This window comes from Acrocarpospora phusangensis, from assembly GCF_016862995.1.
Taxonomy (GTDB): Bacteria; Actinomycetota; Actinomycetes; order Streptosporangiales; family Streptosporangiaceae; genus Acrocarpospora; species Acrocarpospora phusangensis.
Genome location: NZ_BOOA01000035.1, coordinates 69,626 through 90,076 on the forward strand (window position 1 = coordinate 69,626; position 20,451 = coordinate 90,076).

Below are 20,451 nucleotides of genomic sequence, written 5' to 3' on the forward strand. Positions count from 1 at the left end.
CTGGACGTAGAGGAGGGGGCGGGCATGGCGGTAGTCGTCGTGTTGGCGCCAGGCTGGCAAGCCAAGCTGCGCCCCTACGTGTCCCGCTTCATGGACGATCTCGCCTCCGACATCGCGGCGGACGCCCGCCGGTACGCCCCTATCGACACCGGCCGCCTGGTCGAGTCCATCCGAGTGCACAGGCGCGGCGCCTACACCCGCCGGATCCACGCCCACGCGCCCTACGCCGCCTGGGTGGAGTACGGAACCGCGCCCCACATCATCCGGCCGAACTCGAAGAAGGCGCTCCACTGGCCGACCGCGCGCCACCCGGTCGCCGTCGTCCACCACCCGGGCACCCGGGCACAGCCCTACCTGCGGCCGGCCGTCTACCAGAGGCGGACGCCGTGACCTTGCGCCCCCATTCCGAACTGGTCGCCGTCGCCTGGCTCCGGGACGTCCCCGGCGTCCCGGACGGAGCGGTCGGCACCACGCTGCCAGGCGACGCCTCGAAGTGGCCGGACGGGTTCCTGCAGGTGTCCGTGGTCGGCGGCGACAAGGACCGCGACATCCCCGTGCACAAGCCTGTCCTGCAGATCGACGCCTGGTACGCCAACCAGGGATCGAAGCCCTCGTGGGGCCGGGCCAACCAGCTGCTGGAGATGGTCGCCGCCCACTGCTGGTCGGACAGAGTCGGGGAACCCTCCCCGTCTCAGCGGCCGGTCACCCTCCCGTCCGGCTACCAGGGCGCGCGGGTGCAGGCCGCGATGGCACTCACCGATCCGCGCCGGGTGCCAGCCGACGAGGCCAGGTACGCCCACTACGAGATGGACCTTGCCCTGCACTGGGTGGCGATCCCATGAGGTACGCGATCAAGGGCGAAATGTCGGGCGAACTGCTCACCTTCGGCGGCCAGGTCCTCGTGCACGACAACCGCGGCGAGCTGGAGTACCTGCTCCCCGGCGCCCGCGTCGTCCCCTACGACGGCGACCTGCCGACCTTGCCCATCCGCGACCACCCGTCCATGGCCTCCGTTCAGTGGCCGCTCCGAAGGGAGGACTTCCGGTGAAGGTCCGGACCACGATCCGCCCCGACCAGGAACTCGACGTCGATGAGGCCGAATACACCGACCTCCAGCGCCAGGGCCTGCTGCTCCCCGGAATCCATGCGGAGCAATTCGACATCGCTGAGCAGGTCGCCAGCGAGGCGGCCAAGCCGAAGTCCGCCAGCAAGAAGGAGGCCGAGTAATGGCCGTCACCGCAACGAACCTGATCCAGGGCCCCGGAGTCCTCTACTCCGGCGTGTTCGGCGCCACCGAACCTACCGACGCTCAGGTCAACACCACGCCGGCCACCTCCGCGTGGACGGACACGGGCGGCACCAAGGACGGGCTCAAGCTGGTCCACAACCAGGAGTTCGCCGAACTGACGGTGGACCAGATCGTGGACGTCATCGCCCGTCGGCTGACCAAGCGCGAGCTCACCCTGGAGACGAACCTGGCCGAGCCCACACTGGCGAACCTGGCGCTGGCGACCAACAATGCCGCTCCGACCGCTTCGGCGTCGTACGCCTTCCTGGAGCCCGCCAACGACAACTCGGCGACCCAGCTGACCTACAAGGCGCTCATCGTCGATGGCTACGCGCCGCAGGACGCGAACGGCACCACGATGCGCCGCCGGGTGATCGTCCGTAAGGGGTTGTCCACCGACAACGTCGAATACGCCTACGGCAAGGGCGACCAGACCGTTTTCAAGGTCAAGTGGAGTGCGCACTTCGTGAGCAGCTCCATCCGGCCCTTCCGCATCATCGACCAGACCGCGTAGGAGTCCGGATGCCCGCCCCAAAGAAGCGATCCACTCGCGCGGTCCGCTCGATCCGGCGCGACGACGAACCGATGGTCGTCCATTTCAAAACCCGGGCCGAACCGGCCGAGGTCGAGACCGAGCCGTTGTTCTACATCGACGACGTTGAGTACCGCATCCCCGTAAAGCTGCCAGTGAACCTCGGGCTCCGGTACCTGCGTTTGATCCGCCAGCAGGGCCGAGATCTCGCGGCCGACTGGCTACTGGAGCAGGTCCTCAGCGAGGAAGGGTACGAGGCCCTGGCGAACCAGGACTTCGATGACGACGAGGAGCAGTTCGAGCACCTGTTCCAGATCATCGAGCGCCGCGCGCTTGGCCAGAAGGAGGGCGCGGCGGGAAACCGTCGGAGCGGGTAGTAGAGGTCGCCTGGGTCCTCGATCACCTCCTGGATCTCGAAGCCGATTTCCTGGCCTTCTACCGGATCGGCCCAGGCTGCCCGCTCTCCATCGACGACCTGGACGGGGCGACCTTCTTCTCTCTCGCTGTCCGCACGCCCGCATACGGAGGGGTGATGGCTGCGCGCATCGCCGAGCAACAGCAGACTGCCGCGCCCTCGCAGCCAACTGCCCAGGCCGGTGATCAGGTGCGGGAGCTGCCGTCCACGCGCGCGGTGCTGCTGAGCGAGTTCGGCGACCTGGTCGAGCACGTCCAGGTCCCGGGGGTGCCGGGTGCCTGAAGGGTTCAAGATCGCCGATGCTTTTGTCGATATCCACGCGCGCGGCCACGACCGCGTCGGGCGTGAAGTCCGCGACGAGATCCGCGGCGACCGCAGCTTCGAACAGGCCGGGCGGACCGCCGGGGCCGACTTCGGGACCGGCTTCAATCGGTCGGTCGAAGGGCGGCTTCGCGACGCCAGAAGCCGGTTCACAACTGCGGGCCGTGAAAGCGGAGAGGAGTTCGGCCGAGGGCTCGGCGACGGCATCGACCGTGACAGGGGTGGGCTACTCGGCAGGATCGGCGACCTAGGCACCTCGCTTGGCCAGCGCCTCTTCAAGAACATCCGTGGCTCAGCAGGTGACATCGGCTCCTCCATCGGCGGCGCCGTGCTCGACGGCCTCAAGCTGGGCGGGATAGCCGTCGGAATCACCGCCATCGGCAGCTCGGCGGCGGCGTCGGTCGGGTTCGTCACCAGCTTCGTGGCCGCGCTCATGCCCCTCCTGGGCATCACGGCCGCCTTGCCCGGCCTGGCGTTGACCGCCGCCGCGGCCTTCGGCGTCTGGAAGCTGGCGACGGGCGGCCTCGGCGAGGCGATGGCCGCGGCCCGCTCCGGCAACGTCGAGGCGCTGGCCGCCGCGATGAGCAAGCTGTCGGACGGTGGCCGGGCGTTCATCAGCGAGTTCGACCGGCTGCTGCCCAGGTGGCAGGAGTTCAAAGCCTCAGCCCAGGACGCCTTCCTGGCCCCGCTCTTGGGTCAGATGGACCGCTGGTACTCCCAGATCACCGCGCTCCATCCGGCCATAGGCGGGCTGGCCGGGGAGTTCGGCATCCTCACCCGCCGGTTCATGGACTTCGTCACCAGCGGCCGTTCCCTCGACCGGATCAAGGCGCTGTTGGGCGACACGCGGACCCTGGTCGCCGCGGTCTCGGCGGCCATGGTGCCGCTCCTGGCCGGCTTCCTGGATCTGGGGACGGTCGGCTCCTCCTGGCTGGCCTCCCTCGCTCCCGGACTGCAGGAGGTGCTGACCAAGTTCGGTCAGTGGATGTCCGAGGTGTCCGCCTCCGGTCAGGCATGGGCGTGGATGGACGGCGCGCTCAAGGTCTTGAAGCAGCTGTGGGCCATCGGCGGAGACCTGATCGGCATCTTCGGCGGGATCTTCGACGCGGCCAACTCGGCAGGGACCGGGGTCTTGGGGGTTTTCGGCCAGCTCTTGGCCGGGGCCAACGAATGGGTCAACTCGGCTCGCGGCCAGGAAGTCCTCGTCAAGATCTTCCGGTCGCTTCACGAGATCGGAAGCGCCCTCCTTCCGGTCTTCGGCGCGCTGGCCGACGTGGCCGCCCTCGTGGCACCCCACATCGCCTCCGTGGCCACCACCCTCGGGCCCGGACTGGAGGCGGGGGTCCGCGCGATCGGCGCCGCCCTCAACGCCATGGGCCCCGGACTGGTGTCGCTGGCGGACGGCTTCTCGAAGGCCTTCGCCGACCCGGTCCTGGCCGCCGGGCTGCTGGCTCTCGGTCAGGCGATCGGCGACATCCTGTTCCAGGTCTCGCCGCTCCTGCCGCTGGTGGCCCAGCTCGCGGGGGCCTTCCTGAGCGCCCTCGCACCCGCCCTGCCGCCCCTTGTTGGTGCCGTGGTGCGCCTGGCCGAGGTGCTGGGTCAGCAGCTGATCCGCGTCCTCAACGAGATGGCCCCCTATCTGCCGGATCTCGAGATGGCCGTCGGTGAGCTGGTCATAGCTCTGGTGCCCCTGATCCCGTCGCTGATGAACCTGGTGATCGCCGCCCTGCCCCTGATCCCCGTGGTGACGGACCTGATCCGGCTGTTCACGATCGTGGTCCAGATGGTGTTGCCGCAGCTCACCAGGCAGATCGACGCCACCGCTCAGGGCATTTACGACTTCAGCAAGATCATATCCACGGTGGTCGGCTGGGTGGTCGACGCCTTCCAGTGGCTGTACGACACCCTGGTCGGCCACTCGATCATCCCCGACCTGGTGAACGGGATCGTCCGCTGGATCTCGTCCCTTCCGTCCCGTTTTGTCGAGTTCTTTGGCCGGGCCAAGGACTGGGCCGTCACCAAGATGCAGGAGCTGCTGAACTGGCTGCGCGGCCTGCCGGCCGCCATCCTCTCCGCCATCGGCAACATCGGAAGCCTGATGACAGGAGCGGGACGAAGCCTGGTCGAGGGCTTCTGGAACGGCATCCTGTCGATGTGGAACTGGGTGGTTGACCAGTGGAACCGCATGGTGGGCGGCCTGGTCGACGCCGCCAAGCGCATCCTCGGCATCGCCTCTCCCGCCAAGCGGCTGGCCGACGAGGTCGGCGCCCCCGTTTCCCAGGGCGTCGCCGTCGGCATCCTCAAGGACAGCCACCTCGTCCGGTCCGCCGCCCAGCAGATGGCCGAAGAAGCCGTCATTGGCAGCGAGGCTGCCATCGGCGCACCCGGCATGGCGAGCCCCAGCACGGTCGGCCAGGGCGGACTCAGCATCGCCAACCTGCACCTGCACCTGCAGGGCATCCTCGACCTGCGCAGCCCGGACGCGGGCACCCGCAGATTCCTGCTCGAACTGCGCGACCTGCTGCGCCGCCTGGAGGCTGATTACGCGTGAGCTGGGGAACCGTCAGCATCGGCCGGATGACCCTCCGAGAAACGGTCACTGCGGAGGAGAGCGTGCACGCCACCACGGGGGAGCGCACCGTGCGCCTGGCCGGACAGGAGTCCGCCCCGCCCCTGACCGAGGATCAGCTGCTGGACCGCCATGCGGGCCTGCTCGGTTTGCACGGTGCCCTCGTCCAGGCCACCTTCACCGACAAGTCCAGCCTGGACGGGTTCTACGGGGTGACGGACGCGAGCGCCCAGCTGGTCGACCACCAGGGCGAGATGCAGGCGTGTACGTGGACGCTCTCGCTCCGCCGCATTGGGTCGCTCGGTGAAGCGGACCTCGAATCCCGGCTGACCGGCATCCGGCGGGCCAACGACTTCGCCCTGTCCGGCGAGTCCTGGCATGCGCCGGCGATCGGCCACCAGGCGTACTACACGGGCTCCTCGGTGGCGTCGTCGATGACCCGCTCGACCGCGGACGGCACCATCACCGTGTACCGGTCGCTGGCGGCCGGAGCCAACCCGCGCTGGGCCTGCCCTCCCGCCTCCTACCTGCTCGGCCGCGCCCGGTTCATCTCCGGCAGCCTGGAGAAGACGGGCACCAACCAGCCGCTGCCCACCACCGGGTGGGAGCTGTCCAACGGCCTGGTGAGGGTGACGCCCGGCGGGTCGGGGACGATCGTCGTGGCGGCCTGGGGCGGCTCTGCGTGGGAAACGAAGAACTGGTCAATCTCCGACGGCACGACCATCACCGCCTGGGACGGGCTGTCTCTGCTGCGCAACGACGTCGAGCACGTCATCGTCCGCCTGGTCCGAGAGCAGGGTCCTGGAGAGGCCGGGCGGATCGTGCTCGACCTCGGCCTGCGGCGCGGCTCGCGGTTCGTCGAGGGCTACCTGCAGCGCTCCGCCTCGGCCACCCTGAGCGCGTTCCTCACCGCCAGCGAGACGACCACGAACAACGCCGCGTCCGGGTATGTGGTGGCCACCAGCAACGACGCCGACGGCAACCGGTACACCGCGGGAAGCGCGCGGTCGTTCACCAACCACGCCAACGGCGGCGTGTCTAAGGCGGCCGTGACTGCGCTGGACTTCTACCTCGGCGTCGTCTTCAACGGCGGCTCTGCGGTCTCCGGGGACGCGGCCACGGACCTGCGCAACCAGTACATCGGGGCGTTGCCTGAGGTGACGGCGGGGGTGCGGCGATGACGGTCACGGAGGTCAAGCAGGGGCTGGGCAGGTGGACGATCGGCCTGCGGCCTTCGATCCCGCGGGAGAAGCTGGACGCGCTGGAGTTCTTCGGCCACATCGCGGTCATCGAGGGCCGGGTCAACCCGGTCGAGTACGGGGACCAGCTGCTCTCGTCGGCCCGGTATGTCGGGGTGTACCGGAGCCGGCGGAACGACGTCGACAACCGCACCCACAACGTGGACGGCAAGTACGAGCTGTCCGGCGTCGGCATGGCGTACTGGCTCGGCGATGAGGGCGGCAAGGGCTCGGTGCTGGAGTCGCCGACGCCCTTTTCGGGGACGGCGTTCGCGGCGACGGTCAACGCGCTGCTGCCGTCGGCGGTGCACGCGGGCACCTTGCACACGGTGGCCGGAACCTACAGCGGCACACACCAGTGGGTGACCAGGCGGAACGCGATCGACTACGTGTGTTCGACCTTCGGCGCGGAGTGGAGGCTGAACGGGGACGCCACCTTGGACGCGGGCACAGTCGCCCAGCTGTACCCGGCCACGCCGACGGCGATGCTGGTGAAGCACGGCTACGGCCGCGACATGGCCGTGACCGCCTACCAGGGCAAGCTGGACACCGGGGAGGACGCGGAGGAGTTCTCGACCCGCGTGGTCGTGCTCGGGAGGGGTTCGGGGGAGTCGGTCGCGACGGGGGCGGCGAACGTCGGCGCGAACCCGTACAAGGACCGGTGGGGGAACGCGGTCGTCGTCACCCGCCTGGTTTCGGAGTCGGGTACGGAGGCGACGAACGCGGCGGCCCGCGCCCAGATCGAGCTGAACGCGGTATCGGGGACGAGGCGGGCATTACGTCTGGCCTCCTCCGATTTCGACGTCTCCGGCACGCTCAGGGTCGGGCATTGGGTGTGGGTGTACGACCCGGACACGGGCTTGTTCGACACGCTGAACGAGGTCCAGTTCAGGGGGGACCGGATCAACCCGGCCAAGTACCGCTGCGTGGAGTTGACCTGGCCGGTGACGGAGACCATGACTGTGGCGTTCCGGGACGGCGACGGCGTGTGGATCGACCTCACCGACCACGTGGTGTGGGAGTCGGGCGACGTCTCGATCGTGGTGGGCGAGCTTCCGCGCTCTCTCACGGGGGGCGGGGTGGAGCAGGTCGGCACCCGGCCGAGCGCCGACACGAGCACCCCGGCCGCGCCGACGTGGAACACGCCGTTCAGCACCAGCACCTACCCCGACGCGTTGGGGATCACGAAGGCGCAGATTCTGCTCAGCTGGGACCTCCCACTGAACTCGGACGGGTCGACGATCCTGGACGGCGACCACTACGAGATCGCTTACGGGGTTCATCCGGCCAGCGAGTGGCAGACCGCGTACGCGGCGTGGGGGACGCTGAGCCTGCTCGTGCAGGAGCTTTCGCCGGGTGTCGAGTACGACATCAGGATCCGGGCGGTGGACCTGTACGGGCACGCCTCGGCTTGGTCGGCGACGGAGGCGGTGACGGTCGCCCCGGACTCGACTCCGCCGTCGACCCCGGCCGCGCCGAGCGTGGCCGCTTCGAGGATCGCCATCCAGGTGTCCCACACGCTGGGGAAAGCCTCCGGGGGGACGTACAACCTGGAGGTGGATCTCGACCACTTCGAGGTTCACGTGGGGGCCTCCAGCGGCTTCACGCCGGACTCCAGCACGCTGAAGGGGAAGCTTCCGGCGAACGTCGGGATGATGCTCGCCCTCGTGCCTGCGGTCGGGACGTTCCCGGTCGAGGAGACGACCGCCCGGCACGTCAAGGTGATCGCGGTCGATCACGCGGGCAACAAGTCGTCCGCGTCCACCTCGGCCAGCGCGACTGCTCAACTCATCGATGACGCGCACATCAGCGATCTCACTGTCAGCAAGGTGACGGCGGGAACGGTCAGCGCGAACTGGCTACTGGCTGCCTCCATCCGAACCGCCGCCTCCGGTGCACGAGTTGAAGTGAATGCGTCGGGCGTCCAGGCATTCACTAGCGGCGGCGTTCAAACCGTTGACATCAGCAATGCCGGAGCATTCACGCTACAGTCGAATTCGTCTGGTGCCAGAATAGCCATTGATACCACGAACGGGATCCGTGCGTTCAATTCCGGTGGAGTGCAGACGATCTCCATCACAACGGGTGGAGTCTTTACTTTCCAGACCGGATCGTCCGGTGCCCGAACCGTGCTCGATGCCGCTGGATTCAGAACCTATAATTCCAGTGGGGCCGAAACGGTAAATATCGAGTCCGCCAATGGAAATGCGACGATCCAAGGAGAGGTCAGATCGGCCGTTTCGGGCAAGCGGATGGTGATCAACCCGTTAGGTGCTCCGGATTCCGAGGTCCGCTTCTATCCGACAACCGGATCCAACTACTCTTTCGTAAACGCCGACGACAGTGGCAATCACACCAGCATACGGGTGAAGTCAAGCACCACCAACGCAGGGCCGTCCGGGAGCAATCGCGCGGGGGAGTTGTTTCTCCATCCGCTGCTGACAGAACTGGCCAACGGAGGGGGCGGCGCCACGAACCCCGCAGAGCTACGGATGCTGCCAGACGGCGGAATAAGCGTAAACGGATTCCTCAACAACGACTACTCGAACGCAGCGTTCGCCGTGGGATCGCCGATCGTCTCCGGAACGTCGGGAACGATAGCCTACGGAATTACATTCACGGGAACAAATCCAACAATGCGTGTGATTGCGACTCCGCAAGCCGGTAACGGAGTTCCCTTCAGTGTGAACAATCCGACGACCACAGGGTTTAGCTGGCTCAACGGTGGCCCAAGCTTCTCGGGATCCGATCGGGTTACCTATTGGGCTCTGAGGATCGGGCCGTAAACCACGAGGATTGGACTGGAGAAATGTGGAAGATGCTGCGGGTAGACGAAGACCTGGAATCCGAGAAGACCCCAAGATGGTTGATGGTCTTTGAGGTCCCGCAAGAGTATGCCCCCGATGGGGTCTACTCGGTGTCCATACCGAAAGGGCTGGTCAACGACTGGGCGGCGGTGTTCGAGTACGACATGGCGCGGCAGGACCACGTGGACGACCTGCTGGACTACCTTGTCTACTTCGCCTACATCAACGAGGCCCTGCGCAGAGAAGGAAGGGCGGACGAGGTCCTATCCGATCCGCTCGCCCTCGATCCAGGTCAGGCGCGAAGCATGATCAAGGGCCAGTTGTCCGAGTTCAAGGCCGAACGCCCGATAGTCCAGGAGGCCGACCTGAACAGAACCATGAGTGCCACGGTCTCTGCCGGTCCCCTCGACGTGCTCAAATCGGCGATGAGGGAGCGGATCGACCACGACCTGATCGGCAAGAACCAGCAGATGATGTCCGCCTACCGGAAGGGTTTGGAGAGATAGGTGGAACCAACCGCAAGCCTCAGCGAACGATCCGTACCGAACGAGTCGGTGCTTCTCGTGATCATAGGACAGAGGAATCAGGCACTCGACGAACTCGCCAAATACACCGCGTACGCCGAACAGTTGGAACGCGAGAACGCCGAGCTGAGAAAGAAGCTCAGCGAACGGGGGTAGCCCGTCCTAAAGGCTGGCCGCCAGCTTCCGGTAGCGGTCCAAGAGCCCGGAGGCGTCCAGTTCGGCGTGCTGGTGGTAGAACGACCAGTGCGCCACCACGGACGTGTCCACGATGATGTTCGACCGGCCCGCCTGCTTGGGCCGGTGCACGCTGTGCCAGAACTCCTCCTCCGCGCCGAGATACCCGGGCGGGTCGAGCACCGTGTAGTCGGAGCCGAGCGTCGCGAAGCAGGAGACGGAGAACTGCTGCCGGTCCGGCAGTGTCACCGTGTGGTGCATGTAGAGGTCCTCGACCGCCCCGGCCTCGATCTTCCCGAGCACGAACTCGTGCAGCTTCACCGCGAAGTCCCCGCTGGCCCAGCCGACCGAGTCCATGCAGTACGGCAACTGGACGCTCTCCCAGCCCTTCGACGGCCCCGGGATACGGCGCTGCTGCTGGAGGTGCCAGGACACCACGGCGTTGTTGATGATGATCGGGAACGCGCACAGCACGCTGTCCGCCAGCGTCAGTTTCGCCCGCACCAGGTTCGGGATCGCAGCCTCGTGCAGGTACACGATGTCGTCGTCAAGCCGCACATAGACGGCGTCCGGATCGGTGCACCCGAGGTAGAACAGACCGGTGTTCTTCTGCTTCGGCGTGAGCACCGGGTAGCCCGCAGGCCGCTCCACCAGACGCACCCAGTCGTAGGTCTCGGCGAGCTCGTGTGCGTACACCAGATCGTCCGCCTGGTCAGGGTCGGTGTTGAGGTACAGCCACCACTCGTCGATGATGCCAGCTCTGTGGTCGCGCTCCATGTAGGCGGCCAGGATCGACGCGACCCGGCGTCGGCCGTACGGCGTCCAAGCGATCACGGGGCGGTCGTCGATCATCAGGGGATCCTCTCTTCGGCCGGGGCCTTGTCCTCGGCTGGCGGGACGTCCTCGACGACGAAGACGGTCGCGATGTGATCGATGGGCACCATGGCCACGCCGTGGTCGACGTCGATAGTCAGCCACCGCGACGTCTGGAGCGCGCGAGCGAGCTGAACCTCTGCAACCCGCCGCAGATCTTCCGCCTCTTCGGACGCGCCGACGATCTCGTCAGCGGACTTGGTGATGATGATGGTCCGGTACTTCACGGCGCGAGGGCCTCCTCCCACAGCGGCGCGATCTCCTCCGCCGTGAACTGGGCGGCGTGCTGGCGGGCGCGACGCCCCATCTCCGTGCGCAGGTCGGCGTCCTCGACGAGCATGCGCAGGTAGGTGTCCCACTCGTGGTCGGCCGAGACCAGGAACCCGGTCTCGCCGTGCACGATCGAGTCGGCGTAGGAGCCCATGCGGGAGGCCACGATGGGGATGCCGAGCGCGGACGCCTCCAGGAACTTGGTGGCAGCCTTCGCCCGGTTGAACGGGGTGTTCCGGTACGGCGCGGCCCACACCTGCCAGTCGATCGCCCGCAGATACTCGCCGGGTTTCGCTCGCGGGCCGTAGTTGGTCACCCGCTCGTGCCGGAGCCCGGCCTTCGCCACCAGCGGGCCCGGGACCCCGATCGTGTGGACGTCCACGTTCGGCTGCCGGTCCAGCAGTTTGCGCAGGTGCCGGGCGGCGAGAGGGAGCTCCGCGATCGTCGAGTCCGTGCCCGACCAGCCGACCAGCACCCGCTCTCCGGCTACGGGCGGCGGCCACGACAGCACCTCCCGGGGCAGACCGTTCGGGACCACCCGGACGTCCCGATGGAACGCCGACATGATCTCGGCGAGCCGGTTGGAGCACGTCGTCACGCGGGTCGCCATCGCGACGTTCTCACGGATCCGCGCCCGCACCTCCCGGGACTGCCAGAACATGCCGTTCGGCGCGGTCAACTCCACATTCCACCAGTCGTCGTCCACGTCGTAGACGAGCCGCCGCCCCTGGTCGGCCCACTCCCGCCAGCGCTTCGACGGGCTCGGCATGCACACCCGCTGACCGACGATCACATCAGCCGAGTCCCACTCGGAGGTGTAGGTGACGGAGTGGCCGACCTGGTGGCCGCGCTTGGCGAGGGTCGCGAACGGCACGGTGACCCGCCACCATCCGCAGCCGGCGTCGTCGGCCCGCCACCCGAAGATCTTCACGGGGCTTCCCTGCGCACCCAGCCGGGCAGCCAGTGCTCGATGTACCACTGCACGGTCCGGTCGATGCCGTCCTTCAGCGGTCGGAGGTCCTCGGCACCGAGGCCGAGGAACTGCAGAGTGTCCGGGTTCACCGTGACGTTCGCGCCCGGCGTCTCGCCCGGCCGCATCGGCAGGTGGACGATCGGTGCGCCCGAGTGGCCGAACGTCTGCACCGATTCGACCACCATCTCCGCGACCTCGTTCACCTGGTGGTGGACCGCGGGCCCGACCTCCAGGATCTCGTGGCACACCTGGCCCTTGGCGGCCATCTCCAGCGCGGAGACCAGCACGTTGGCGACGTCGCCCACCCACACCATGTCGGAGACCTGGGTGCCGTCGCCGTACACCTCGATCGGGGAGCCGGTGAGCGCGCGGGCGATGAACGCCGGGAGGATCTTCCTCACCCGGCTCGGACCGTACGGCGCGGCCATCACCTGGCGGGGGCCGTACGCGTTGACCGCGCGCACCTGGTTGAGGCGCAGCCCGCGGTCCCGGACGAACATCTCCCCGAGGGATTCCACGCACGTCTTCGACGCCGAGTACGGGTTGGCCATGCCCTTGTTGCCGACGCAGATGTTCACGCACGGGATGTCGTACTGGGCGCACGCCTCGAACACGTTGAGCCCGGACTGGACGTTCGTCATGACGGCCGGCCGCGGGTTGCCGACGGTCTCCTGCGTGCCGAGCACCGAGGCCAGATGGATGATGCCGTCCACGTGGGCGGCGAACTCGGTGACCGACACTTCGTCGCGGGTGTCGCCCCAGTGGGCGACCACCGCCTCCCGGTCGTGGGAGGCCAGGCCGTTCATGACTCCGGGGGCGATCCGGCCGTGGTGGTCGAACACGACGACCTCGTGCCCGCGCCTCACCAGGGATTCGATGGTGTGCCCGCCGATGAACCCGGCACCGCCGGTCAATCCGATACGCATGGGGGGATTCCTTTCAGGCGGCCACACCGGACCGCTGGGCGAGGGAGAGAAGCTGCCAGACGCGGCCGCGGGACAAGCCCTGCAACGCCCCGGTCTCGGTCTTGGTGTAGCCCGCGACCAGCAGGGCGGCGATGGCCGGGAGCCGGGGGTCGAGCGGTGCGAGTCGCAGCACGGTGTCCGTGAGGTCCACGCGGGCGCCGAGATCGGGGTTCTCCGGCGGGACCAAGTCGGCGTTGTCGTCGAGGCTGATCAGCGCCGGAAGGTCTTGGCCGCGGCCGGAACGCCGCCGCATGCCGTCGATCATCCGATGCCGGACGCGTAGTCGCAGATAGCCGTGCAGGTCCCGCAGGGCGGGGTCGTAGGCGGCGAGCGCGCGCCAGAGGGCGAGCATGCCGTCGCTGGTCACGTCGTCCCAGTCCGCGTCGTTGCGGCTGCAGAGCCGCCGCGCCTGCTCGTCCACGATGCTGCTGTGCCCGGCGATCGCGTCGTCCATGGAGGTGTGGCAGGGGCAGGGTCCGCAGACGTCCACGAGGGCCTCCGAGGGTTGAGCACGACTCGCCGCGTATGTCGATCTCCTACAGGAGAGGTCCACGTATCGCGTGAGGTAATTGTAGGGTTTCCACAGAGGTGGGGTGGATTCACCCGTGAGACGGTTCCGGTCGCTCGCCGAGCACCCATTCGAGCTGACCTTCGGCCTGCTGTTCGCCCTCGTCGGGGCGGCAGTCGCATTCGGCGGGATTACGCCGACGAGCATCAACGCCCTCCTGCCCGAGTGGGTGGTGAGGGTGTGGGGAGTGGTCCAGGTCGTGGCCGGGCTGCTGGTGGTGGTCGGCATCGTCATCAGGTATTGGCGTCCGGCACTCGTCCTGGTCGGCTTACGGATCGAGCGGGCCGGCCACATCCCGTTCGTGGCGGCCACCACCGTCTACATGGCGGTCGCCGTCGCGTACGCCGGCACCCGCGCCCTGTACGCGGGAGCCCTGTTCCTGGCTTTCGCCGTGGCCAGTGGTGCCCGCGCGTGGGCGACCATCGTGATCGAGCGGGCGATCAATCGGGCGAGGAGGCCTGGTGACACTGGCTGACTGGCTGCTGCCGGCCACTCTGCTGACCCTGCTGAGCGGGATCGGGGGATTCGTAGGGGTGCTGGTGAATCTGCGCATTCAACTGCGGAAGTCGCGCATGGAGCAGCGTGCCGACGATCGCGCGGAAGCCCAGGCACCCGTAGAGGTGAGCGGAAAGATAACGTCGGGCTCCCTGCAGGCCGTCGAGTCTCTTGCCCTGGCCCTGGCCTCCTCGGATCAGCGGATCGCGAATGCGGACAAGCGGATCGCCAAACTCGAACAGGACCTGGCCGCCCGGGACGCCCAGATCGAGGAGATGAAAGTGGAGCACGCGCGGCGAATCGAGGAGCTGGAACGGGAGCACGTGGCCACGCTGGCGAGACTGGCTCGGCTCCAGGCGCGGGTCGAGGGAGAGAAGAACTAGCTTTTGGGGCGGCTTGAGAGCGACGAGCGCCTCCATCCAGAAGGGTGGAGGCGCTCGTTGTGCCCGTTCGGTCAGCGCTCGCAGACGACGCCGTCGCCGTCCCGATCCTGGTACCAGTCGTATTCAGGGTCCACACCTCGGCGGTAAGGGCCGTACCCGGCGTCGTTGGCTTCCCGACAAGTGCCGAACCGAGGGTCGTTCCCGCCTCCTCCGCCTGACGGAGAGGGAGAGGGGGTCGGCTTGGGGGTCGGTGTACTCCCTGACCCGCCGGAACCCGCCGTGCCGTCGCACTTGTCCGACCAGATCCGCAGCCGTTCGGCCTTCGCCTTGGCCTGGTCGGCGCGCATCACCTTGATGTACTTGTCGTTGGGCTTGTACAGGACCGCCTTGGCGTACCCGTACCGGACGAGGTTGCGGTTGACGAATGTCCCGCCGGCGTTCCAGATGTAGAACAGGTAGCGCCCGTACTGGTCCTTGGGGTCCTTGTCGCGCAGCACGTACGCGCCCTTGCCGACGGGGAGGAGCGCCGCCGTACGCGCGGTCGCCGTCTTGTACCAGCACTTGCCGCGCTCGGGCGCATCGATCTCCAGCAGCCGGACACGCAGGGTCTTGCTCTTGTACGTGACGTCCACGGTGTCGCCGTCGACAATCTTCTTGATCTTCACGAGGATGGCGGCTTTCGGCACGCTCTTCGGCCGGGCTGCGGCACCGGCCGGCGTCGCCGCTGAGATGGGCACGAGGAGCGCGACGGAGGCCAGGATGGCGAGCGCGCGGGGCAGTAGTCGCACGGCGGGGCTCCAGGGATGGGAGATACGTCTCTCCGTGGACGGATGACCATGCCGGGCGGGTTACCGGTGCTGAAGGTGGGAGACCGGATCGTGACCGCCATGACCTGCGCTTTACCCGAAATGTCCTAATCTGCCCCGGTGGGTGGGGTGTGGCATGGCCCGAAGGGCATCGAGGTCGAAGTGATCGTGCTCGACAAGCGCCCGCTCATCCGCGTCACCCGCGTCATCCCAGAGCATGGCCGGATGCATCTCGGCTTCTGCGCCACCCCGCGCGAGGTCGCGGCACTCGTGGACTTGGCCAGCCTGGTCGAGGTCATTCAGCTCCCAGAGCTGCCGCGCCGGCGTCGGTGAGGACCAGGCGGCGGCCGTTCTCCCGGTCCACGTCCGCGTCGTCGTGCTCGATCCACCCGGACTTGAGCAGGACGCTCAGCGTCGCGGCCGGGATACCCGACCGCCGTGGGGAGAGAGGGTTGTGGCGTACGACCTCATCACGGATCCGGAGGAGTACGGCGTGCTGGGCGGGTGTGGGACGCCGGGGCGTGGAGCTGGACATCGGAGAGTCCTCTGGTAAGCCAAGGGGGCATTTGGGCCAGATGTCCCGATTCTGCCAGTGCGCGTCAAGCCCTTGGGGTGGCCGGGGCAGGGCCGGGATCGTCTCGTAGGATCCCGCCCGGGACCACTCACTCGGGGAGACGAGATGGCCGACTCAGAATTTCCAGCCGATCTGATCGCCGCTCAGCGCGCGTTCATGGAAGCCGACCGGCGAGTCCAGGAGGTTGACGCCGACTGGCCGTTGCCGACCGCGGTGGCGGCCGGCGAGGCGGTCATCACCACGGAGCAGCACGAGGCCCTGGACACCGCCCGACGGGTACGGCTGGACGCGCTTGACGCCGTACGGCTTCATCCGTTTTGGGGCACCGAACCCGGTGGGTGGATCCACAGGAAGGACGCGCTGAGACGCGCCGCCAGCGGGTCGGCCTGAATCCCGACAAATATCGACAGCATGTTCGGATGTCGCTAGGCTGATCACGGCCCTGGCCGGTGGGGAAGCCGCGCTGGGGCCACCCACTAGCTCGCCGGCGCTCCCACCTCGATGGCCTCGGCCTCCGCGCGGAGCCGTACGGCCTGTTCGGCGATCGGCACCGGCACGACCGCGGCGATCCGCCGGCCCGACTCGTCCGTCAAGAACGTGATGTCCCCGCGGATCAGGGCGTGGGCCGCGAGCTCGTCGAGGGCGTTGGCCGCCTGGGGGATGGCAAGGTCGTCCATCCTGGAACGGTCACTCGCTCAACGTCCGATGTCAAGGCGGGATTGCACAGCTAGGTCGCGGGCTCCCTCCCGAGTTGCGTGCGGTGCCCCCACCGGGCCAGGCGAGGGCACCGCGTCGCGAGTGGCTAGTCCCAGATCAGCCTGGCAACCCGGGCTTTTCCCCCGGAAGTCTCCACCTCCTCCGAGGTGACGAGGTACTTCTGCCAGCCGATCTCGGCGCAACCGTCTTGATCGAGTTGGTAGCGACCGACATGGCCGTCATGGTCGCCGTATCTACACACGATGAGGATCATGGCGTGCACGGTAGGGCAGAAAGCGATTAGCGTCCCCGCTCGACGAGGGCGCGTGTCGTAGTCCGGACAAGATCGGCCACGCCTATCCATAATCCCGGTTATGTATAGGTCCTAGCGATCTAGCTGCCGAGGCTGACTCGAACGGCAACGCAGCAGCGGCCGGACTCGTCTACCAGCGACTGGAGGAACTGTACGGGCGGTCATGGCACGGAAGTGGCTCCCTGTCTCCCCGAACACGATAGAAGGCCCGGACCCCGCAATGGTGTCCGGGCCTTCTTCTTATGCGTCTACGACGCGTGCTGATCCAACCAGCCCTTCTTGATGGCAGGAGCGGGCACTCTCGGTTGTTCGACGGCGTCGAGGTCGGTCATGTCGAGCATGATCTGGAAGAGATACAGGACACGCACAGCTTTGATCGCCGCCAGGCACACGGCCGATTCAAAGATCCATCGCGCGACGGTGAGCCCGCCCGATCGGCTTCCATCGAGCGCCATGGCCACCACACAGGTCAGAGCGGCAAGCATTGGGAGGGCCAGCGTCCCGAGCCACTGTCCGCGCAGAGTGTCGCCGAACATCCGCTTGACTGTTCGCGCTCGATCACCCTGAGCGCTGGAGTAGTGGGCAACGGCTCCCGTCGCGAAGCCGAAGATGATCGCGATGACGGTTCCGCCGGCGGCGTACAGGTCCTTGCGGTCGTCCTGCGGGATCCACCCGATGACGTCCCCGTGGCCGAACTTGAGGACGATGAACAGGTGGGAGCCGACGAGTACAACTGCGATGATTAGGTCCATCCACGGGTGCTCGATGATCAGGTCTACCAAGCGACGCTGAGACGTCATGGTCCACCCTTTCTTCGTTCGCCCTCCCGGCCGAGATTAGCCTTCGGTGGCGTCAACAGCCAGGCGCAACTCGCGTTCGCTTCCGGCCGCTACGCCCATAATGGCAGCCACTGCCGACGAATTCCGGATGAGCTGGCCCTCCTCGTCGCGGCTGGGGACACGCCTCTTCGCGGTGATCCGTTCTTGCATGAGATTGACGCTCTCCGCCTTCGCGTCGTCGGTTTCGTCGAAGTAGGTAAGGTTCGCCTTGGCCCGCTCGGCGACGTCGGTGATCTCGGCGAGCTGCATGACATCTTCGAGGAGTTCGTGGCGGGCACGCCGGAACGCCTTGTCCTTGGGGATGTCCACGATGATAGTGATCATCGCGTCGCCATACTCCTGGCGCAGGGTGTGGATGGTGCGGCCGAGCCGGTTGCCGGCGTCGGCGACTGCAGCGGCCTTGCTGGTCCCCACCCGGAACTCCATGGAGCGCGCGCCGTCCGCTTTCTTGATCCTCTCCATCGCTCCCCGGCTGACGATCGCGCGGACATCGACGTCACCCTCAAGGAACCCGAGACCGTTGATCCACTCTTCGAGCGCGCTTGCGCCGGGGGCCGACGTGGACCCGCGGATCATGCCGACGACGTTGCCGTAAGGGAGGAAGCACACGACGGTGGTTTCGAGCAGCCCGCGATTCTCAGCGTTGTCGAACTGCTCGATCGAGCCGTCCTCGAAGTTCACCTGCTCGATCCACTCGTCAGCGTCTTTGACCTTCCCGAGAAGCAGGTGATCGGTCTCCTGGTAGGTCACGACCTGGCCGACCAGGGTCCGAAGTTTTCCCTGGACCATCCGGTCCTTGATCGGGGCAGTTGAGAGCCCGGCGAGGAGCTTCGGCCAGTCGACTTGCCCCATCCGCTCGTGTTTCTCGGTCACGATCTCGTAGAAGGCGACCGTCCGCTCCCGGTCTTTCTTGGCTGTCATGGAAGGACACCGCCTTTGAGAGAAGTGGGAATGGGAGTGACTATCCCACAATGTGGACGCAGGTGAATCGGAGCTTCCGGGCAATCCACAACCATGCGGACATAGAAGTTAGTTCTAGCCTCCAGCCACCTGAAAAATGACCACGGTGGCGTCGTCTCGATAGCCGCGCTCGTCGGTCTCTACGGCCGCCACGATCGCGTCGGCTAGGGCCTGAGGATCGCCCTCGTGCTCGCGGATCAGCCTGATCAGCAGCTCCTGGGGCGCGCGCTCGATGCCGTCTGAGAACAGGATCACCAACTCGTCGCCGGTCTCGGCGGGGTGCACGGTGGCCGGGGTCGAACGTCCGAGGGTGGTCCTGATCCAATTGTCGTGCTGTTGGGCCAGTAGCTCGATGTGCTCGCCGCCGTTGTACCTGAGGTACTCGCCGATCGTTTGCGGGGTGGTGAGGAGCTGGAGTTCCTCCCCGTTCCAGCCGTACGCGCCGGCGTCACCCGTCCACGCGATTGCCGTGGGGCGGCCGGGTTCGGCAACAGCCAGCACGGCCACTCCGTCAGGTCGGATGGACCGGCCGGGCGAGGCGTTGTTGAGGGTGGCCGCCGTAAGCAGGCCGACCGTGGCGGTACGGCGAGCACCGACTCGTGCGGCGACCTCTGCGGCCACGTGTGCCCACTCGGGTGTGCCCTCGTCGTGTCCGATGCCATCCACGATGGCCGCCGAGACGATCTCGGTTTCGGGCATGCGGTGGACGGCGGCGGCATCCGCGTTGTTGGCTTCGGTGCCTTGGCGGGTAGCGGTCGCAAACCTGATCACTGTGGTCTCCTTCGCCGGGTTAATTGATCCTGAGCGGTCATCCGAGAACGGCAGCGACCAATTGGGAAGGATCTCTTTCCAGTTGGTCGCGGGCGTGGATGTAGATGTCGGTGGTGCTCGAGCTGGCATGGCCGAGGGCGTGCTGCAGCTGCTTGACCGAGGCGCCGCGCTCCTCGCCGACCGTGGCGAACGTGTGGCGGAGGCTGTGCGGTGTGACCGACTCAGGATGCTCGAGGCCGGCCCGGCGGGCGAGCCGTACGGTGAGCTCCGCGACCTGCTGGCGGGTCATCCGACCGCCGGTCGAGGTCGCGAACAGCGGGGCGTCCGGGTCGAGCACCTCCACCTTGAGCGCGTGAGCGCGGGCCTCGAGGTAGGCTCCCAGCGCCGCGGCGGCCGCCGGCGGCACGTTCCGCATCCGGACCTTGTTGCCCTTGCCGACGATGCGCACCGTACGGAAGCCGCGCTCGAAGCCGAGCGACCCGACCGTCAAGGCGAGCGTCTCCGAGACGCGCGGGCCCAGCTCGAGCATGAACCGGATGAGGGCGCTTGAGCGGAGCCGCGCCCGTCCGTCGTCCCGGTCCGCGGCCGCGATGAGGTCGCGCGCCTCGTCCTCGCTCAGCCCTCGGGTCTCGGCCTGCATGCGGTCGACCTTCGGCCGGGTCGTCTTGCGGACCCGGTTGGGCGTAATCTCCTCCGCCTCGAGGTAGGCGTAGAAGGAGGAGACCGCCGACAGCTTCCGGGCCGCAGAGCGCGGCTCGAGGCCGCGGTGCTCTTCCAGCCATCGTCCGTACGCGTCGCCGTGGCCGCGCCGAACCTGGAGCGGGTCGACGTCTCGGTCGGCCAGGAACGTCAACCACTGGGTGAGGTCCCGGCCGTACGCCTCCCGGGTGTGCGGTGAGCGCTGGGCCAGCAGCCACGCCCACACCAGTTGCTGTACGGACACGTCCATGCGGCCGATCGCGCCGGCCAAGTTCCGGCGCCACGCCGGGAGCGGGACGGGCTGCTCGACGGTCGCCCCGGCGGGCACGTGATCGATGACGGTCATCTGGGCGTCGTCACCCCTGCCCGCGCAGGTCGGCCAGGAGGCCGGGCAGGCC

At 67.4% G+C, this 20,451-nt stretch carries 28 protein-coding genes; 15 read left to right on the top strand and 13 right to left on the bottom strand.

The window, feature by feature from the left end; genetic code table 11:
- The first annotated feature begins 24 nt into the window (after positions 1–24).
- From Aph01nite_RS21610 to Aph01nite_RS21660, 11 genes are all read left to right on the top strand, one after another.
- Entirely contained in the window at positions 25–390 is a 366-nt protein-coding gene (locus tag Aph01nite_RS21610; protein ID WP_204042760.1) for an HK97 gp10 family phage protein, read from the top strand.
- Entirely contained in the window at positions 387–842 is a 456-nt protein-coding gene (locus Aph01nite_RS21615) for a hypothetical protein (RefSeq protein WP_204042761.1), read from the top strand. The genes Aph01nite_RS21610 and Aph01nite_RS21615 overlap by 4 nt, the downstream gene beginning before the upstream one ends.
- Positions 839–1,048, top strand: a complete 210-nt coding sequence (locus tag Aph01nite_RS21620; RefSeq protein ID WP_204042762.1) for a hypothetical protein — start codon at positions 839–841, stop codon at positions 1,046–1,048. Before Aph01nite_RS21615 ends, Aph01nite_RS21620 begins: the two co-directional genes overlap by 4 nt.
- Positions 1,045–1,227 (top strand): hypothetical protein, encoded by a 183-nt coding sequence (locus Aph01nite_RS21625; RefSeq protein WP_204042763.1) that lies wholly within the window; start codon positions 1,045–1,047, stop codon positions 1,225–1,227. Before Aph01nite_RS21620 ends, Aph01nite_RS21625 begins: the two co-directional genes overlap by 4 nt.
- The gene (locus Aph01nite_RS21630; protein ID WP_204042764.1) at positions 1,227–1,802 is read left to right on the top strand and encodes a hypothetical protein; all 576 of its coding nucleotides are present in this window, start codon (positions 1,227–1,229) and stop codon (positions 1,800–1,802) included. The genes Aph01nite_RS21625 and Aph01nite_RS21630 overlap by 1 nt, the downstream gene beginning before the upstream one ends.
- A gap of 8 nt (positions 1,803–1,810) precedes the next feature.
- Positions 1,811–2,197: a hypothetical protein gene (locus Aph01nite_RS21635; RefSeq protein WP_204042765.1), complete on the top strand. Its 387-nt coding sequence runs from the start codon at positions 1,811–1,813 to the stop codon at positions 2,195–2,197.
- Positions 2,198–2,349: 152 nt separating this feature from the next.
- Positions 2,350–2,517, top strand: a complete 168-nt coding sequence (locus Aph01nite_RS21640; protein WP_204042766.1) for a hypothetical protein — start codon at positions 2,350–2,352, stop codon at positions 2,515–2,517.
- Positions 2,510–5,107, top strand: coding sequence for a phage tail protein (locus Aph01nite_RS21645; protein WP_204042767.1), 2,598 nt, complete (start codon positions 2,510–2,512; stop codon positions 5,105–5,107). Before Aph01nite_RS21640 ends, Aph01nite_RS21645 begins: the two co-directional genes overlap by 8 nt.
- Before the next feature lie 26 nt (positions 5,108–5,133).
- Positions 5,134–6,306 carry a hypothetical protein gene (locus Aph01nite_RS21650; RefSeq protein ID WP_204042768.1) on the top strand — a complete coding sequence of 391 codons (1,173 nt, stop codon included), beginning with the start codon at positions 5,134–5,136 and terminating at the stop codon, positions 6,304–6,306.
- A complete protein-coding gene (locus Aph01nite_RS21655) occupies positions 6,303–9,149 on the top strand; it encodes a phage tail protein (RefSeq protein WP_204042769.1) in 2,847 nt (948 codons plus the stop codon). Before Aph01nite_RS21650 ends, Aph01nite_RS21655 begins: the two co-directional genes overlap by 4 nt.
- 23 nt (positions 9,150–9,172) lie before the next feature.
- On the top strand, positions 9,173–9,676 hold the full coding sequence (locus tag Aph01nite_RS21660) for a hypothetical protein (protein ID WP_204042770.1): 504 nt from the start codon (positions 9,173–9,175) through the stop codon (positions 9,674–9,676).
- Positions 9,677–9,856: 180 nt separating this feature from the next.
- On the opposite strand, the gene Aph01nite_RS21665 is transcribed toward Aph01nite_RS21660, so the two are convergent.
- From Aph01nite_RS21665 to Aph01nite_RS21685, 5 genes are read right to left on the bottom strand one after another with little or no spacing between them, the layout of a single operon-like run.
- Positions 9,857–10,720: a hypothetical protein gene (locus Aph01nite_RS21665; protein WP_204042771.1), complete on the bottom strand. Its 864-nt coding sequence runs from the start codon at positions 10,718–10,720 to the stop codon at positions 9,857–9,859.
- On the bottom strand, positions 10,720–10,968 hold the full coding sequence (locus Aph01nite_RS21670) for a hypothetical protein (protein ID WP_204042772.1): 249 nt from the start codon (positions 10,966–10,968) through the stop codon (positions 10,720–10,722). Before Aph01nite_RS21670 ends, Aph01nite_RS21665 begins: the two co-directional genes overlap by 1 nt.
- Entirely contained in the window at positions 10,965–11,942 is a 978-nt protein-coding gene (locus tag Aph01nite_RS21675; protein WP_239161865.1) for a glycosyltransferase family 4 protein, read from the bottom strand. The genes Aph01nite_RS21670 and Aph01nite_RS21675 overlap by 4 nt, the downstream gene beginning before the upstream one ends.
- Entirely contained in the window at positions 11,939–12,910 is a 972-nt protein-coding gene (locus tag Aph01nite_RS21680) for an NAD-dependent epimerase/dehydratase family protein (protein ID WP_204042773.1), read from the bottom strand. Before Aph01nite_RS21680 ends, Aph01nite_RS21675 begins: the two co-directional genes overlap by 4 nt.
- Before the next feature lie 13 nt (positions 12,911–12,923).
- A complete protein-coding gene (locus tag Aph01nite_RS21685; RefSeq protein ID WP_204042774.1) occupies positions 12,924–13,403 on the bottom strand; it encodes a sigma-70 family RNA polymerase sigma factor in 480 nt (159 codons plus the stop codon).
- Between the two features lie 151 nt (positions 13,404–13,554).
- Between Aph01nite_RS21685 and Aph01nite_RS21690 the strand changes: the two genes are divergently transcribed.
- Positions 13,555–13,992, top strand: coding sequence for a hypothetical protein (locus Aph01nite_RS21690; RefSeq protein WP_204042775.1), 438 nt, complete (start codon positions 13,555–13,557; stop codon positions 13,990–13,992).
- Entirely contained in the window at positions 13,979–14,395 is a 417-nt protein-coding gene (locus tag Aph01nite_RS21695) for a hypothetical protein (RefSeq protein WP_204042776.1), read from the top strand. The genes Aph01nite_RS21690 and Aph01nite_RS21695 overlap by 14 nt, the downstream gene beginning before the upstream one ends.
- Before the next feature lie 71 nt (positions 14,396–14,466).
- Here the strand turns inward: Aph01nite_RS21695 and Aph01nite_RS21700 are convergent, their stop codons facing one another.
- Complete coding sequence (locus tag Aph01nite_RS21700) at positions 14,467–15,183, bottom strand: thermonuclease family protein (RefSeq protein ID WP_204042777.1); 717 nt, start codon at positions 15,181–15,183, stop codon at positions 14,467–14,469.
- Between the two features lie 138 nt (positions 15,184–15,321).
- On the opposite strand from Aph01nite_RS21700, the gene Aph01nite_RS21705 reads away from it, so the two are divergent.
- On the top strand, positions 15,322–15,534 hold the full coding sequence (locus Aph01nite_RS21705) for a hypothetical protein (RefSeq protein ID WP_204042778.1): 213 nt from the start codon (positions 15,322–15,324) through the stop codon (positions 15,532–15,534).
- Here the strand turns inward: Aph01nite_RS21705 and Aph01nite_RS21710 are convergent.
- Positions 15,497–15,736, bottom strand: coding sequence for a hypothetical protein (locus tag Aph01nite_RS21710; protein WP_204042779.1), 240 nt, complete (start codon positions 15,734–15,736; stop codon positions 15,497–15,499). The genes Aph01nite_RS21705 and Aph01nite_RS21710 overlap by 38 nt on opposite strands.
- A gap of 144 nt (positions 15,737–15,880) precedes the next feature.
- Between Aph01nite_RS21710 and Aph01nite_RS21715 the strand changes: the two genes are divergently transcribed.
- Positions 15,881–16,165 carry a DUF8825 domain-containing protein gene (locus tag Aph01nite_RS21715; RefSeq protein WP_204042780.1) on the top strand — a complete coding sequence of 95 codons (285 nt, stop codon included), beginning with the start codon at positions 15,881–15,883 and terminating at the stop codon, positions 16,163–16,165.
- Positions 16,166–16,251: 86 nt separating this feature from the next.
- On the opposite strand, the gene Aph01nite_RS21720 is transcribed toward Aph01nite_RS21715, so the two are convergent.
- The 6 genes from Aph01nite_RS21720 to Aph01nite_RS21745 form a co-directional block, all read right to left on the bottom strand.
- Entirely contained in the window at positions 16,252–16,452 is a 201-nt protein-coding gene (locus Aph01nite_RS21720; protein ID WP_204042781.1) for a hypothetical protein, read from the bottom strand.
- Between the two features lie 125 nt (positions 16,453–16,577).
- Complete coding sequence (locus Aph01nite_RS21725; RefSeq protein ID WP_204042782.1) at positions 16,578–16,745, bottom strand: hypothetical protein; 168 nt, start codon at positions 16,743–16,745, stop codon at positions 16,578–16,580.
- Positions 16,746–17,032: 287 nt separating this feature from the next.
- Entirely contained in the window at positions 17,033–17,584 is a 552-nt protein-coding gene (locus Aph01nite_RS21730; RefSeq protein ID WP_204042783.1) for a hypothetical protein, read from the bottom strand.
- 36 nt (positions 17,585–17,620) lie between these two features.
- Complete coding sequence (locus Aph01nite_RS21735; protein WP_204042784.1) at positions 17,621–18,544, bottom strand: hypothetical protein; 924 nt, start codon at positions 18,542–18,544, stop codon at positions 17,621–17,623.
- A 114-nt stretch (positions 18,545–18,658) separates the two neighbouring features.
- Positions 18,659–19,354 (bottom strand): SpoIIE family protein phosphatase, encoded by a 696-nt coding sequence (locus tag Aph01nite_RS21740; RefSeq protein WP_204042785.1) that lies wholly within the window; start codon positions 19,352–19,354, stop codon positions 18,659–18,661.
- Positions 19,355–19,391: 37 nt separating this feature from the next.
- Positions 19,392–20,451 (bottom strand): tyrosine-type recombinase/integrase (locus Aph01nite_RS21745; protein WP_204042786.1); only part of this gene is annotated, 1,060 nt, incomplete at its 5' end.